Origin of the sequence: Rhizobium sp. YAF28 (assembly GCF_052113285.1) — a bacterium.
In the GTDB taxonomy this organism is placed as follows: domain Bacteria; phylum Pseudomonadota; class Alphaproteobacteria; order Rhizobiales; family Rhizobiaceae; genus Rhizobium.
The window spans coordinates 453,045-466,818 of sequence record NZ_JBFRCX010000002.1 but is presented as its reverse complement, the minus strand read 5'-3'; the positions used below and the strand labels follow the sequence as shown (position 1 = coordinate 466,818).

The 13,774-nt window shown below is 60.7% G+C and carries 16 protein-coding genes; 9 read left to right on the top strand and 7 right to left on the bottom strand.

Annotated elements, in window-relative coordinates; all coding sequences use genetic code 11:
* Positions 1-3 precede the first annotated feature (3 nt).
* The gene (gene pdxA / locus AB4Z13_RS06635; protein WP_439014523.1) at positions 4-1,032 is read left to right on the top strand and encodes a 4-hydroxythreonine-4-phosphate dehydrogenase PdxA; all 1,029 of its coding nucleotides are present in this window, start codon (positions 4-6) and stop codon (positions 1,030-1,032) included.
* A complete protein-coding gene (gene rsmA / locus AB4Z13_RS06630; protein WP_439014522.1) occupies positions 1,032-1,859 on the top strand; it encodes a 16S rRNA (adenine(1518)-N(6)/adenine(1519)-N(6))-dimethyltransferase RsmA in 828 nt (275 codons plus the stop codon). Before pdxA ends, rsmA begins: the two co-directional genes overlap by 1 nt.
* Here the strand turns inward: rsmA and gmk are convergent.
* The 7 genes from gmk to fabD all read right to left on the bottom strand — a co-directional run bounded on the left by gmk (position 1,856) and on the right by fabD (position 8,356).
* Positions 1,856-2,518: a guanylate kinase gene (gene gmk, locus AB4Z13_RS06625; RefSeq protein ID WP_113323382.1), complete on the bottom strand. Its 663-nt coding sequence runs from the start codon at positions 2,516-2,518 to the stop codon at positions 1,856-1,858. The genes rsmA and gmk overlap by 4 nt on opposite strands.
* 3 nt (positions 2,519-2,521) lie before the next feature.
* Positions 2,522-3,409: a YicC/YloC family endoribonuclease gene (locus AB4Z13_RS06620; RefSeq protein WP_439014521.1), complete on the bottom strand. Its 888-nt coding sequence runs from the start codon at positions 3,407-3,409 to the stop codon at positions 2,522-2,524.
* A 16-nt stretch (positions 3,410-3,425) separates the two neighbouring features.
* On the bottom strand, positions 3,426-4,646 hold the full coding sequence (gene mltG, locus AB4Z13_RS06615; protein ID WP_310382859.1) for an endolytic transglycosylase MltG: 1,221 nt from the start codon (positions 4,644-4,646) through the stop codon (positions 3,426-3,428).
* A gap of 119 nt (positions 4,647-4,765) precedes the next feature.
* On the bottom strand, positions 4,766-6,028 hold the full coding sequence (fabF, locus tag AB4Z13_RS06610; protein ID WP_439014520.1) for a beta-ketoacyl-ACP synthase II: 1,263 nt from the start codon (positions 6,026-6,028) through the stop codon (positions 4,766-4,768).
* Between the two features lie 93 nt (positions 6,029-6,121).
* Complete coding sequence (locus AB4Z13_RS06605) at positions 6,122-6,358, bottom strand: acyl carrier protein (protein WP_003547058.1); 237 nt, start codon at positions 6,356-6,358, stop codon at positions 6,122-6,124.
* Between the two features lie 286 nt (positions 6,359-6,644).
* Positions 6,645-7,382, bottom strand: a complete 738-nt coding sequence (gene fabG / locus AB4Z13_RS06600; RefSeq protein WP_113311640.1) for a 3-oxoacyl-[acyl-carrier-protein] reductase — start codon at positions 7,380-7,382, stop codon at positions 6,645-6,647.
* A 29-nt stretch (positions 7,383-7,411) separates the two neighbouring features.
* Positions 7,412-8,356, bottom strand: a complete 945-nt coding sequence (fabD, locus tag AB4Z13_RS06595; protein ID WP_439014519.1) for an ACP S-malonyltransferase — start codon at positions 8,354-8,356, stop codon at positions 7,412-7,414.
* 207 nt (positions 8,357-8,563) lie between these two features.
* Between fabD and AB4Z13_RS06590 the strand changes: the two genes are divergently transcribed.
* The 7 genes from AB4Z13_RS06590 (at position 8,564) to rplI (ending at position 13,772) form a co-directional block, all read left to right on the top strand.
* Positions 8,564-9,607 carry an aldo/keto reductase gene (locus tag AB4Z13_RS06590; protein ID WP_439014518.1) on the top strand — a complete coding sequence of 348 codons (1,044 nt, stop codon included), beginning with the start codon at positions 8,564-8,566 and terminating at the stop codon, positions 9,605-9,607.
* A 225-nt stretch (positions 9,608-9,832) separates the two neighbouring features.
* Complete coding sequence (locus AB4Z13_RS06585; protein WP_439014517.1) at positions 9,833-10,495, top strand: hypothetical protein; 663 nt, start codon at positions 9,833-9,835, stop codon at positions 10,493-10,495.
* 91 nt (positions 10,496-10,586) lie between these two features.
* Entirely contained in the window at positions 10,587-11,054 is a 468-nt protein-coding gene (locus AB4Z13_RS06580) for a hypothetical protein (RefSeq protein ID WP_439014516.1), read from the top strand.
* A 271-nt stretch (positions 11,055-11,325) separates the two neighbouring features.
* The gene (gene rpsF, locus AB4Z13_RS06575) at positions 11,326-11,784 is read left to right on the top strand and encodes a 30S ribosomal protein S6 (protein WP_007820237.1); all 459 of its coding nucleotides are present in this window, start codon (positions 11,326-11,328) and stop codon (positions 11,782-11,784) included.
* Between the two features lie 12 nt (positions 11,785-11,796).
* The gene (gene rpsR, locus AB4Z13_RS06570; protein ID WP_007531286.1) at positions 11,797-12,045 is read left to right on the top strand and encodes a 30S ribosomal protein S18; all 249 of its coding nucleotides are present in this window, start codon (positions 11,797-11,799) and stop codon (positions 12,043-12,045) included.
* Between the two features lie 128 nt (positions 12,046-12,173).
* Positions 12,174-13,172 (top strand): DUF2232 domain-containing protein, encoded by a 999-nt coding sequence (locus AB4Z13_RS06565; protein WP_439017189.1) that lies wholly within the window; start codon positions 12,174-12,176, stop codon positions 13,170-13,172.
* A gap of 21 nt (positions 13,173-13,193) precedes the next feature.
* Entirely contained in the window at positions 13,194-13,772 is a 579-nt protein-coding gene (gene rplI / locus AB4Z13_RS06560) for a 50S ribosomal protein L9 (RefSeq protein WP_113323376.1), read from the top strand.
* Positions 13,773-13,774 lie beyond the last annotated feature (2 nt).

The window sequence follows — 13,774 nt, the reverse complement described above, 5'->3', positions numbered from 1 at the left end:
TCCATGGCGACACCGTTTTCGCGACCGCTTGCACTGACGCAGGGCGACCCTGCCGGCGTTGGGCCTGATATAACGCTCATGGCTTGGCTTCGCAGGCGCGAGCTTGGACTGCCGCCGTTCTTCCTGATCGGCGATCCCGATGTGCTTGCGGTGCGGGCACGAAAGCTCGGACTCGACGTTCCCCTGCGCAGCATCGGCAACGCCGCGGAAAGTCTCGGTATATTTGCGGACGCGTTGCCTGTCTTGGCGATACCCGCAGGCGTCGATGTTGCGGCAGGAGAGCCGCATGTCGCGACGGCGAAGGGTACGATCGCCTCGATCGAGGCGGCGGTAGCATTCGTCATGCAGGGCGAGGCGCTTGCAGTCGTCACCAATCCGATCGCCAAGTCGGTGCTCTATGAGGCAGGGTTCAAATTTCCAGGCCATACGGAATTCCTTGCCGATCTTGCCATGCATGCGACCGGTCAGTCGGTCATGCCCGTCATGATGCTTGCGGGACCGAAACTGCGCGCCATTCCTGTCACCATCCACATTCCGCTCAAGGATGTGCCGCAGGCGTTGACGCTCGGCCTGATCGTCGAAACCTGCCGGATCGCGGACAAGGACCTTAAGCAGCGTTTCGGGATCGACTCCCCGCGCCTGGCCATTGCAGGGCTCAATCCACATGCGGGCGAAGGCGGCGCGATCGGCAAGGAGGATGAGACCATCATCCATCCGGCGGTGCAGATCCTTCGTGACGAGGGTATCGATGCGATCGGTCCCCTCCCCGCCGATACGATGTTTCATGACGAAGCGCGCGCACGTTACGACGTGGCCATCTGCATGTATCACGATCAGGCGCTGATCCCGGCCAAGGCGCTCGGTTTCGACGATTCCGTCAATGTGACGCTCGGCCTTCCTTTCGTGCGCACCTCCCCCGATCATGGCACCGCCTTCGGCATTGCCGGCAAGGGACTTGCCCGCGAAACGAGCCTCGTTGCTGCGCTGAAGCTCAGCGCGCAGCTTGGCCGGACTGCGGAAAGCCACCGTTAATGGCTGCACTCGACGGTCTGCCGCCGCTTCGCGAGGTTATCCAGCGCCATGGGCTCGATGCGCGCAAGGCGCTCGGGCAGAACTTCCTGCTCGATCTCAACCTGACGCAGAAGGTTGCCCGCACGGCCGGCGCGCTTGACGACGCGACAGTCTTTGAAGTCGGTCCCGGTCCCGGCGGCTTGACGCGGGCCATACTGGCGCTCGGTGCGAAGAAGGTCATCGCGGTCGAGCGCGATGCACGCTGCCTGCCGGCTCTCGCCGAGATCGCCGACCATTATCCCGGACGGCTGGAAGTCATCGAGGGCGATGCGCTGAAGACCGATTTCGAGGCGCTGGCACTGGAAGGTCCAGTCAAGATCATCGCCAACCTGCCCTACAATGTCGGCACCCAGCTTCTGGTGAACTGGCTGCTGCCGAAGGCATGGCCGCCCTTCTGGCAATCTCTGACGCTGATGTTCCAGAAGGAAGTCGGCGAGCGGATCGTCGCCTCCGAAGACGACGATCACTATGGCCGCCTCGGCGTGCTTACGGGATGGCGCACACATTCCCACATGGCATTCGATATTCCGCCACAGGCTTTCACGCCGCCGCCGAAGGTCACCTCGACGGTGGTCTACCTGACGCCGAACGAAAACCCGATCCCCTGCTCTGTCGCCAATCTGGAGAAGGTGACGCAGGCAGCCTTCGGCCAGCGCCGCAAGATGCTGCGCCAGAGCCTGAAGCCGATCGGCGGGGAGAGCTTGCTCGTCAAAGCCGGCATCGATCCGGCGCGGCGCGCGGAGACTCTTTCGGTGGAGGAATTCTGCCGGCTGGCGAACAGCCTTTAAAGAACCGGCGTCTCTTCCAGCAATTCGCGGACGAAATCGAACATGCCGTGGCGACGGTCGCGGCGCAGGCGCTCGGCCTTGACAATCGACTGCACCGCATCGAAGGCAGCGTTCAGGTCATCATTGATGATGACGTAATCATATTCGCGCCAGTGGGCGATCTCGGCACGAGAATTGGCCAGGCGCGTCTGGATGACCTCCTCGGAATCCTCGGCGCGGCGATGCAAGCGGGATTGCAGCTCGGTCATGGTCGGCGGCAGTACGAAGATCGAGACCACATCGGCCTGCATCTTCTGCTGCAATTGCTGAGCGCCCTGCCAGTCGATATCGAACAGCATGTCGCGGCCTTCGGACATGGCCTGCTCAACCGGCTCGCGGGGCGTGCCGTAGAAATTGCCGTGAACCTCGGCCCATTCCAGCAGAGAATCGGAATCGCGCAGCCGCTCGAATTCCCGCACGGTTTTGAAATGATAGTGAACGCCTTCCACTTCGCTCGGCCGGCGCTGGCGTGTCGTGACGCTGACGGAAAGGCCGATCTGCTTGTCCGTTTCCAGAAGCGTACGCGCGATGGTGGATTTACCGGCGCCCGAGGGCGACGAGATGACCAGCATCAGACCGCGACGGGCGATCTGGATGGGCGAGATTTTCGCCGGGCTCATATCCTACTCCAAATTCTGGACCTGCTCGCGGAACTGATCGATCACCACCTTCAGCTCGATGCCCGCTGCGGTGACGGCCGATGCGTTCGACTTCGAGCAGATTGTATTCGATTCTCGGTTAAATTCCTGTGCAAGGAAATCGAGCTTTCGGCCAACCGGGCCACCTTTTGTCACGAGATCGCGGGCGGCGGCGACATGGGCCTTCAGCCGATCGATCTCTTCGCGCAGATCCGCCTTGGTGGCGAGCAATGCTGCCTCGGCGTGCAGCCGGTCACGGTCGAGCCCGCCCGCTCCCTCCATGAGGAGTGCGACCTGCGCGGAGAGCCTTGTCGCGATCTCCTGCGGCGAGCGCGAGGGATCGGCCTCGATCGTGCTTGTCAGCGCTTCGATCGTCGTGACATGGCCGAGAAGCACACGCGCGAGTGCTGCTCCCTCATGCTCACGCATAGCCCTGAGATCGGAAAGAGCAGCCATCAGTCCAGACAGGATATCGGCATCGCGCGCGGCAATCGCCTCTTCGCTGTCCTGCGTCTCGCGGAAATCGACGAGGCCGCGGATGGAAAGCAGGGTATCGAGCCTCAGCGGCGCCGGATCGATGAGACCTTCCAGCTTGTCGCGCATGGTGAGAACGGCGGCGAAGGCATCCTGATTGAGCACGGCTTCAAGCTGGCTTTCGCCTGTCGTCAGGGACAACGTGGCCTGCAGGTTGCCGCGGCTGAAATTCTCGCCGGCAATGCGGCGAACATCCGTTTCGAGGCGCTCCAGACCGGGCGGGAGGCGGAGGCGGAGATCAAGGCCCTTGCCGTTGACCGAACGCAGTTCCCATGCCCAGCGCCAGCGGCCGGTCGTTCCCTCGCGCCGCGCAAAACCAGTCATGGACTGCAATGCCATCAAAGGCCTCCCGATATCAGTTGATCTTCTTTTTCTTCGGCGGAACCGCGGATGTATTGTCCGCAGGCTGGTCCTCCGGCTGTCCGTCGACGACAATTTCGGGATCGGCGCCCTTGTCGGCTTCCAGCTTACGCCAGCGCTTGACGTTGGCGTTGTGGTCTTCGAGCGTTGCCGCAAAGACGTGACCGCCGGTGCCATCGGCAACGAAATAGAGGTCCTGCGTCTTCCAGGGATTGGCGACAGCTTCCAGCGCGTCTTTGCCGGGATTGGCGATCGGCGTCGGCGGTAGGCCCTTGATGACGTAGGTATTGAAGGGCGTCTCTTTTTTCAGGTCCGACTGATAGATCGGCCGGTCTGCGGGTTTACCATCGCCACCGAAGAGACCGTAGATGATGGTCGGATCGGACTGCAGACGCATGCCCTTGCCCAGACGGTTCAGGAAGACGGAGGCGACATGAGCGCGCTCGTCCGGCACTCCCGTCTCCTTCTCGACGATGGAGGCGAGCGTGACGAACTCTTCCTTGCTCTTCAAAAGCAGGGACGGATCACGCCGTTCCCAGATTTGGTCGACCAGCTTCTGCTGGGCGGCAGCCATCTGATCGATGATCTCAGACCGCTTGGTGCCGCGCGAGAACTTGTAGGTATCGGGCCGCAGGCTGCCTTCTGCCGGCAGAGCCGCCGGCAGGTCGCCTTCGAGCACCGGATCGTCCAGCATGCGGTCGAACATCTGCCGCACCGTCAGACCTTCGGGGAAGGAGACGGAATAGAGGATCGACTTGCCTGATTTCAGAAGCTCCATGATCTCGTTCATGGATGCATGCGCCTTGATCTCGTATTCACCCGCCTTGAGGCTTTCGCCGGCGCTCAGATGCGTCGCGGTCAGATAACGGAAGACGCGCGCGTCCGAGATGATGAGATTGCGCTCGAGATTCGTGGCGATTTCCGCGAGGCCTGCGCCATTGCGGACGATGAAGTTGGTGTTCGTCTGCAGCGGGCCGGGGTTCTGATAGGCAGTGATGGCGTAGTAGAAGCCGATGAGACCCGCGATGCAGACGACCACCGCCATGGTCATGACGAAATTCAGGAAGAGGACGACCTGGCTGCGGGCATTCCTGGAGCGCTTCGGCGGCTCGGGAACACGTTCCGGCCGCAGGGCTTCGCTCGGCGATTTCGGGATGATCGGTCCCTTCTGCGCCGGCTGGCCGTTGTCGCTGCTCTGGTTGGTCGTATCGCTCACCGGCAATCCTCTAAAACTTGGCCCCCGCTTCGCTATTTCGCGAAGTAATGCGGCAAAAACAGGTTCTGCCGCGCTTCATGACGCCGTTTGACGTTCGCCCGTGCTCGGTGAACCACCTGTTACGCGACGTAGCGGCGCAACACGAGCGATGCATTCGTGCCGCCGAATCCGAACGAGTTGGATAGCGCCACGTTGATTTCTCGCTCACGAGCCTTGTGCGGAACAAGATCGATCGCAGTCTCCCGCTCAGGATTGTCGAGATTGAGCGTCGGAGGGGCGACGTTATCCCGAATTGCGAGGGTCGTGAAGATCGCCTCGATGGCGCCGGCAGCACCGAGCAGGTGGCCGGTCGCGGATTTGGTCGACGACATCGAGATCTTCGACGCCGCATTGCCGACGAGGCGCTCGACGGCACCGAGCTCGATCGTATCGGCCATGGTCGAGGTGCCGTGGGCGTTGATATAGTCGATATCGGCAGGCGTCAGGCCGGCGCGCTTCAGCGCCATGGTCATGCAGCGGAACGCGCCGTCGCCGTCTTCCGACGGAGCGGTGATGTGGAAGGCATCGCCGGAAAGCCCGTAACCGACCACTTCGGCATAGATCTTGGCGCCGCGTGCCAGCGCATGGTCGAGCTCTTCGAGTACCACGATACCGGCGCCCTCGCCCATGACGAAACCATCACGGTCCTTGTCATAGGGGCGCGACGCCTTCTGCGGGTCGTCGTTGTGCTGCGTCGACAGTGCCTTGCAGGCGGCAAAGCCGGCAAGCGAAATGCGGCTGACCGGAGATTCCGTGCCGCCGGCTACCATGACATCGGCATCGCCGAGCGCGATAAGGCGGGCAGCATCACCAATGGCATGCGCACCGGTGGAGCAGGCGGTGACGACCGAATGGTTCGGGCCGCGCAGCTTGTGGCGAATGGAAACCTGGCCGGAGACGAGGTTGATTAGTCGGCCTGGAATGAAAAAAGGAGAGATGCGGCGCGGGCCCTTGTCGCGCAGCGTATAGCCGGCTTCGACAATGCCTTCGATGCCGCCGATGCCGGAGCCGATCAGCACGCCTGTCGAGATCTGGTCCTCATCGGTTTCGGGATGCCAGTCGGCATCCTTGAGCGCCATATCGGCGGCGGCCATGCCGTAGATGATGAAGGGGTCTACCTTGCGCTGTTCCTTCGGCTCCATCCAGTCGTCAGCATTGAAGGTGCCGTCCGAACCATCGCCAACGGGAATGCGGCAAGCAATCTTGGCAGGGAGATCATCGACCTCGAATTCGGTCACGAGGCGGGCGCCGTTTGCTCCCGCACGCAGGCGGGACCAGGTAATTTCTGCTCCGCATCCCAAGGGCGATACCATGCCGGCACCTGTTATGACGACCCTTCTCATCGACTGCTTTCCCCCGTCTGTTATGTTTTATGGAGAAACATGCTCAAAAGAAAAGGGCGGACTCTTGGCCCGCCCTTTCTCGAATGCGCAGAATCAGGCCTGAGCCTTTTCAATAAACTTCACGGCATCGCCAACCGTCAGGATCGAGTCAGCGGCATCATCGGGGATTTCAACGCCGAATTCTTCTTCGAAGGCCATGACCAGTTCGACCGTGTCGAGCGAGTCTGCGCCCAGATCGTCGATAAAGCTGGCGCTCTCGACGACCTTGTCGGCATCGACGCCAAGATGATCAATAACAATTTTCTTTACGCGTTCTGCGATATCGCTCATGTCGGTTTCCTCGACCTTATGTCCTGATCGGAATGTCTTTCTGACACCCCTACCCTGTTTCAGCCTGCGATGCTTTCAGACATCCTCGGCAAACTCGTTTACCCGGCTTTAGAGAAGTCCCAGGCTTGCGAAAAGCCCGCCGGTCCGTCTGCTTTTTTCGGGACGACTGTTGACAGTCATGGCCCGCTTAACATGCTTTAAGTCTGCCGCAAAGCCAGAAAATCAACCGTTCGTGATTGCTCAACACGCTATTGGCTGAAATCGGCGGCTGCGGCAGCTAATCGTTTCAGATCATGGCCATGCCGCCGTTTACGTGCAGCGTCTGACCCGTCATATAGGCCGCTTCCGAGGAGGCGAGATAGACGACGGCAGAGGCCACTTCGGCACCGGTTCCCATGCGCTTCATGGGGATCGCACCCATGATCGTTTCCTTCTGCTTGTCGTTCAGCTTGCCGGTCATGGCGCTTTCGATGAAGCCCGGCGCAACGCAGTTGACCGTCACGTTGCGGGTGGCGATTTCCTGTGCCAGCGACTTCGAGAAGCCGATCATGCCCGCCTTGGAGGCGCAGTAGTTGGCTTGGCCCGGGTTGCCGGTGACGCCGACGATCGAGGTGATGTTGATGATGCGGCCATAACGGCGGCGCATCATCGGATGGGTGAGCTCGCGTGTCAGGCGGAAGGTCGCCGTCAGGTTCACTTCGAGAACGGCATCCCAGTCCTCGTCGCTCATGCGCACGAAGAGGCCGTCCTTGGTGATGCCGGCATTGTTGACCAGGATATCGACGCCTTCGAGATCGGCTTCCGCCTTCTGGCCGAGAGCCTTCACCTCATCGCGATCCGACAGGTTCGCCGGGAAGATCTTGACGCGGTCGCCTAGCTCATTTGCCAAGGCCTCGAGCTTTTCGACACGGGTGCCGTGCAGGCCGACAATGGCGCCCTGTTTATGGAGAAGGCGGGCGATTTCTTCGCCAATGCCGCCCGATGCGCCGGTGACGAGAGCCTTGCGGCCGGAAAGATCGAACATGGGAACGTTCCTTATATGAAGTGGGGCAATCAGGCCGTGAGAGCGGTAATGGCAGCGTCGATATCGGCAGGGCCGTTTACAGAGACGCCATTGATATTCTTGTCGATGCGGCGCGCAAGGCCGGTCAGCACCTTGCCGGCACCGAGTTCATAGAGCGTTGTGACGCCATTTGCGGCGAACCATTCCACCGTTTCGCGCCAGCGAACCTGTCCGGTGACCTGCTCGACGAGAAGTGCGGCGATCTCCTCAGCGTCAGTGACTGGAGTAGCGCGGACATTGGCGATGACAGGCACGGCCGGATTGGTCTTCTTCACACCGGCGAGTGCCTCACGCATGGCGTCTGCGGCAGGCGCCATCAGCTTCGAATGGAAGGGGGCGGAAACCGGCAGCAGGATGGCGCGCTTGGCGCCCTTGTCGGTCGCGAGGCCGGCGGCCTTTTCGACGGCCGACTTCTCACCTGATATGACGAGCTGGCCGCCGCCATTGTCATTGGCGATCTGACAGGAGCCGATCGCTGCGGCTTCTTCGCAGATGGCCTGCACGTCGGCATGTTCGAGGCCGATGATGGCGGCCATGGCGCCGACACCGACAGGCACGGCGGCCTGCATGGCGTTGCCGCGGATGCGCAGAAGTCGAGCCGTGTCGGCGATCGAGAAAGTGCCGGCGGCACAGAGGGCGGAATATTCGCCGAGCGAATGGCCGGCGACGTAAGCGACCTTCGCCTTCAGGTCGAGGCCCTTGGCTTCCAGAACGCGGATGACGGCCATCGAGACGGCCATCAGCGCCGGCTGGGCGTTTGCCGTCAGCGTCAGCTTGTCCTCGGGACCGTTGAAGATGACATCGGAAAGCTTTTCACCGAGCGCTTCATCGACCTCTTCGAAAACGGCGCGGGCTTCCGCAAAGTTCTCGGCGAGATCCTTGCCCATGCCGACGGCCTGGCTGCCCTGGCCGGGAAAAGTGAAAGCAATGGTCATTTTTCGGTCCCTCGATAGTGCCCATTGGGCCATTTCGCCTCCAATTGACATTCTTTCTTTCAGAGTCAAGTGGCGGCAGATTCTCTCCAAAGCCTTTCGCCTCAGCGGGAACACCCGGTTTTTCCTCTTGCGCTTCGGCAAATCCAGCCTAGATTTGCGCGGCTCTTCCCAAGCTCTTCCTTTCCCAGACCACGCCCAAGGTTTCCGATGAAATACAATAAATTAGGCCGCACAGATATTTCCGTTTCCGAGATTTGCCTTGGCACCATGACCTGGGGCACGCAGAACAGCGAGGCGGAAGCCCATGAACAGATGGACTACGCCGTCCAGGAAGGCATCAATTTCTTCGATACTGCCGAGCTTTATCCGACGACGCCCGTTTCGGCCGAAACGCAGGGCCGCACGGAAGACTATATCGGCAGTTGGTTCGAAAAGACCGGCAAGCGCAAGGATATCGTGCTCGCCACCAAGGTTGCCGGCACCGGCCGCTCCTATCTGCGCAACGGCGAAGGCGCCGACGCCAAGAATATCCGCCTCGCGCTCGAGGCCAGCCTGAAGCGACTGAAGACCGACTATGTTGATCTCTACCAAATCCACTGGCCGAACCGCGGCCATTTCCATTTTCGCCAGAGCTGGCATTACGACCCTTTCAAGCAGGACCGCGCCAAAGCCGTAGCGAATATGACCGACATTCTGGAGACGGTGGGCGAGCTGGTGAAGGAAGGCAAGATCCGCGCCTTCGGCCTGTCCAACGAGACGACCTGGGGTATCCAGAAATATTTGACGCTGTCCGAGCAGATGAACCTGCCGCGCGTCGCCAGCGTCCAGAACGAATACAATCTCCTCTACCGCCATTTCGATCTCGACCTGGCGGAACTCTCCCACCACGAAGATGTCGGCCTGCTCGCCTATTCGCCGCTTGCCGCCGGCATCCTGACCGGCAAGTACATCAACGGCCAGAAGCCGGCGGGCACGCGCGCATCGATCAACGGCGACCTCGGCGGCCGGTTGCAGCCGCTGCAGGAAGCGCCGACGAAGGCTTATCTCGACATCGCCGCCCGCCATGGCCTCGATCCCTCGCAGATGGCGCTCGCCTTCTGCCTGACCCGTCGCTTCATGACGTCAGTCATCATTGGCGCAACCTCGATGGCGCAGTTGAAGACGGATATCGGCTCGGCGAACGTGGGGCTCAGCAACGATGCGCTTGCCGAGATCGAGAAGGTTCACCGGCAGTATCCGATGCCGCTCTGAGAGCTTTCTGTCCCAAATATGTGGAGGCGCGAGCAATCGCGCCTCTTTTATTCCCAGAGGCATCTACCAATGTTTGCAGCTGCATTTCGCACTTCGCTGTTAAGTGGCATTTAACCGATCACCGGCACCATCCCGCTCAGTTTCAGCAATGATTTTCCCGCCATGACAGCGGCCATCGATCTTCGGGCTTCATGAGAAGGCAAAGAAGACGGGAGGAGCTTTGCAGTGATCGGTATTTCCCAGACATTTCATGCCCGTTTCCGCGGCGAGTATGCGCTTCAGCTGCTTCAGACCGCGTCAATCAACAATGGCGGCGGCAAACATGAACCTGGCGTCTTCGCCCAAGTCGGTGTCACAGCGGCCGGCGCAAATGGTGGCGCAATCGACAGCATCATGCGGATCATCATGGATGCGAAGGGTAATGCCGGCGTACTGATCAACTCCCCTGGCGGCGCAGCCTCAGTGACGACAGGCAGCGGGAATGATGTTGTCGATATCACCGCCAATGAGGTCAACAAGGTATCGACCGGACGCGGCGACGACGTCATCAACATCCGCGCCGGGGGACAAGGCCAGGAACAGACCTCCAATCCCTCCGTGGCGCACATCAAGTCGGGCAGAGGCGACGACTCCATCTCGATTACCAGCGGCGGGAATGTCGGCTGGGTTGATGGCGGCGGCGGTGACGATCAAATTTCCATCGAAACAACTGCTGATGTCAGCGGGCCGCTCGGCACCATTGAAAATCTGGTCAAGGGGATCGGCTCCACCGGCGGCGGCAAAGGCGACGATACGATCGCCCTTGAAAGCACGACCAGCGTGAGGGAGCACCGATGGCGACGATGGCAACGACACAATCAACATCAGTTCCGCTGCCTTTGCGTTTAGTACGGCAGGCGGGAAAGGCGATGACGCGATAACCGTCAGTTCGCGGAATGTATTCAGCGTTGACGGCGGCAGCGGCGATGATCTCATCGAAGTGACGGCCGTCAATGCGAGCGGTATCGATGGCGGCGACGGCAACGACGTCATCTCCGTCAATGCGACGGCTGCTGCGTACAATATTTCCGGCGGCAAGGGCGATGATTATGTCGTCATCAACAGCACATCCACCGTGCAATCGACCTATCATTTCGCCGAGGGCGATGGTCATGATATCATCGAGACGAACAATCCCATGGAGATCATGCGCTTCAGTTCTGATGGAACCGACCGGGGTGACATGGCAGATGCTGTCATAGAACGGCAGGGCAATACACTGCAGATCAGTTTTGCCGACAGCGCAGATACGATAACGATCAACCTCACTGGCCGCATGGCGGAGGCAGAGAGTTTGCAATTCGCCTATAAGAGCGGAACACAATCGCTGCTGATTGCCGACGACCAGTTCTTCGTCGATAATCCACCGGGACAGACCGTCTTCGTCCGGCCCGAGGTGACGAAATAAGGTTTCTTGCCCGGTTCCCTTGCCTTTCGCTCAAAAATCCGTATAAGCGCGCCTGTTCGTTAACCCGGTCTTCTGGCTGGTGGCTGAACGGAGGGCCGGTTTGCTTCATGCGAACCGTTCGGAACGGAAGCGTTCCAGCCTCCCGTGTCTCCGCTCTCGACCGTCTCGGAAACGCTTTTCTTGCTTGGCGCTTATCGCCTCTCAGGAGCAGTCGTTGAGGCTTAGCCGCCGAATGCCGGGTTCTGATCAACGCAAGAAAGGCAAAGCTGTCATGGCTCTTTATGAACATGTATTCCTTGCCCGACAGGATATCACGTCGCAGCAGGTCGATGCCCTCGTAGAACAGTACAAGGGCGTGATCGAAGCAAACGGCGGTAAAGTCGGGCGTATCGAAAACTGGGGCCTCAAGTCCCTCACCTACCGCATCAAGAAGAACCGCAAGGCTCACTACGCCCTGATGGACATTGATGCACCGGCAGCTGCGATCCAGGAAATGGAACGCCAGATGCGCATCAGCGAAGACGTTCTTCGCTACATGACCATCGCTGTTGAAAAGCACGAAGATGGTCCGTCTGCCATGATGCAGAAGCGCGACCGCGACGACCGTGGCCCGCGTGAAGGCGGCGACCGTGGCCCGCGCCGCGAATTCGGCGATCGTCCGCCGCGCCGTGACGGCGACTTCCAGCGTGGCCCGCGTCCTGATCGCGCTCCCCGCGAAGACCGTGCATAAGGAGAAATAAGAATGTCTGAATCTTCCTCCGCTCCGGTCCGTCGTCCGTTCCACCGTCGTCGCAAGACCTGCCCGTTCTCCGGTGCAAACGCTCCGCGCATCGACTACAAGGACGTCCGTCTCCTGCAGCGCTACATTTCCGAGCGCGGCAAGATCGTTCCGTCCCGCATCACGGCCGTTTCCCAGAAGAAGCAGCGCGAACTCGCCCAGGCGATCAAGCGCGCCCGCTTCCTCGGCCTGCTGCCGTACGTCGTCGCCTAATTGACTATTGGAGCCCCGGATCTTCGGATCCGGGGCTTCCTCCCTTCCGCGATGGGCGCGGATCGGAACCTTAAAACCCATGTTGAGGCATCTCCCGAACTCTCTCAGGGAAATCCTCTAACTGCTTGATGAAGCAGGACAGCGAAGTGACAAAACTGAACCCGAAAACGCTTGCGATCGGCGCACTCGCCGGATTGACCGCCGCCTTGCTTGTGCTTGGCGCGAGCATGCAGCCGTCGTTCAGCGCTGTGCTTTACGCCGCTTCCGCACTTCCGATCCTGCTCGTCGGCCTCGGTTGGGGCAATCTCGCCGCCATTTCCGCTGTCGTCACCGCTGCCGTGCTCGGCGCGATTGCCATTTCGCCCTCCTTCGCGCTCGTCATGACGCTGGTGACGCTGCTGCCGGCAGGCTGGCTGAGCCACCTTGCGAACCTTGCGCGCCCGGCCTCCGAACTCGGCGGCCCCGACAATCTGCTCGCCTGGTATCCGCTTTCCGATATCCTGCTGCATCTCTGCGGTCTCGTCACCTTTGCCGTCATCGTGACCGGCATCATGATCGGCTACGGGCCTGAGATCACCGACCAGATGGTCGATGTGCTGATGGCCTCGCTGCAGGAGCAGCAGCCGACATTCGTTCCGGATCCCGTCGCGACTGCGCAAACGAAGTCGCTCGTCGTCCTGATGCTGCCGGCCCTGCAGGGCGCCATCTGGGTGGTAATGCTGTTTGCCGCCTATTACATCGCGACGCGCATCGTTGCCGCTTCCGGTAAAGGCCTGCGCCCGCGCGAGGATATTCCCTCGTCGCTGCGCATGAACCGCAATTCGATCTTCATCTTCCTCGCCGGTCTTGCCGCCACCTTCATGGGCGGCGTCCCGGCAATGATCGGCGCCACGGTTGTCGGAGCCTTCGGCGCCGGCTTCCTGATGTCCGGCTTCGCCGCGTTGCATTTCCGCACGCGCGGCAAGGACTGGCGCTTGCCGGCCCTCATCCTCTGCTACCTGGCATCCACCATGATGCTGCCAGCCCTTTTCATCCTCGTGCTTGGTCTCGCCGATACCCGCAAGGCGATCGCCCTGACCCCGACCAAGGATGCTGATGCCCCCAAACAACCCGATAGCGAAATCTGAGAATAAGAAAGGAAAAACACCATGGACGTCATCCTCCTCGAACGCATCTCCAAGCTCGGCCAGATGGGCGAAACCGTAAAGGTTCGCGACGGCTTCGCACGCAACTACCTCCTGCCGCTCGGCAAGGCACTGCGCGCCAACGCTGCCAACAAGGCCCGTTTCGAATCCGAGCGCGCAACGCTCGAAGCCCGTAACCTCGAGCGCAAGTCCGAAGCCCAGAAGGTTGCCGACGTTCTCGACGGCAAGTCCTTCATCGTCGTCCGCTCTGCCGGCGAAACCGGCCAGCTCTACGGCTCCGTCGCTGCCCGTGACGTCGTCGACATTCTGGCCGCCGAAGGCTTCAACATCGCTCGCAACCAGGTTCACCTCAACACGCCGATCAAGGCGATCGGCCTGCACAAGGTCGAGCTGCAGCTCCATGCTGAAGTTGAGATCAACATCGAGCTGAACGTTGCCCGCTCCTCCGAAGAAGCCGAGCGCCAGTCCAAGGGCGAAGAGCTCACCTCTGTCGACGCCATCTACGGCGTTGACGAAGACGCCCTGCGTCCGGAAGACTTCTTCGATCCGGAAGCCGACGGCATCGACGAAGACGAAGCATAATC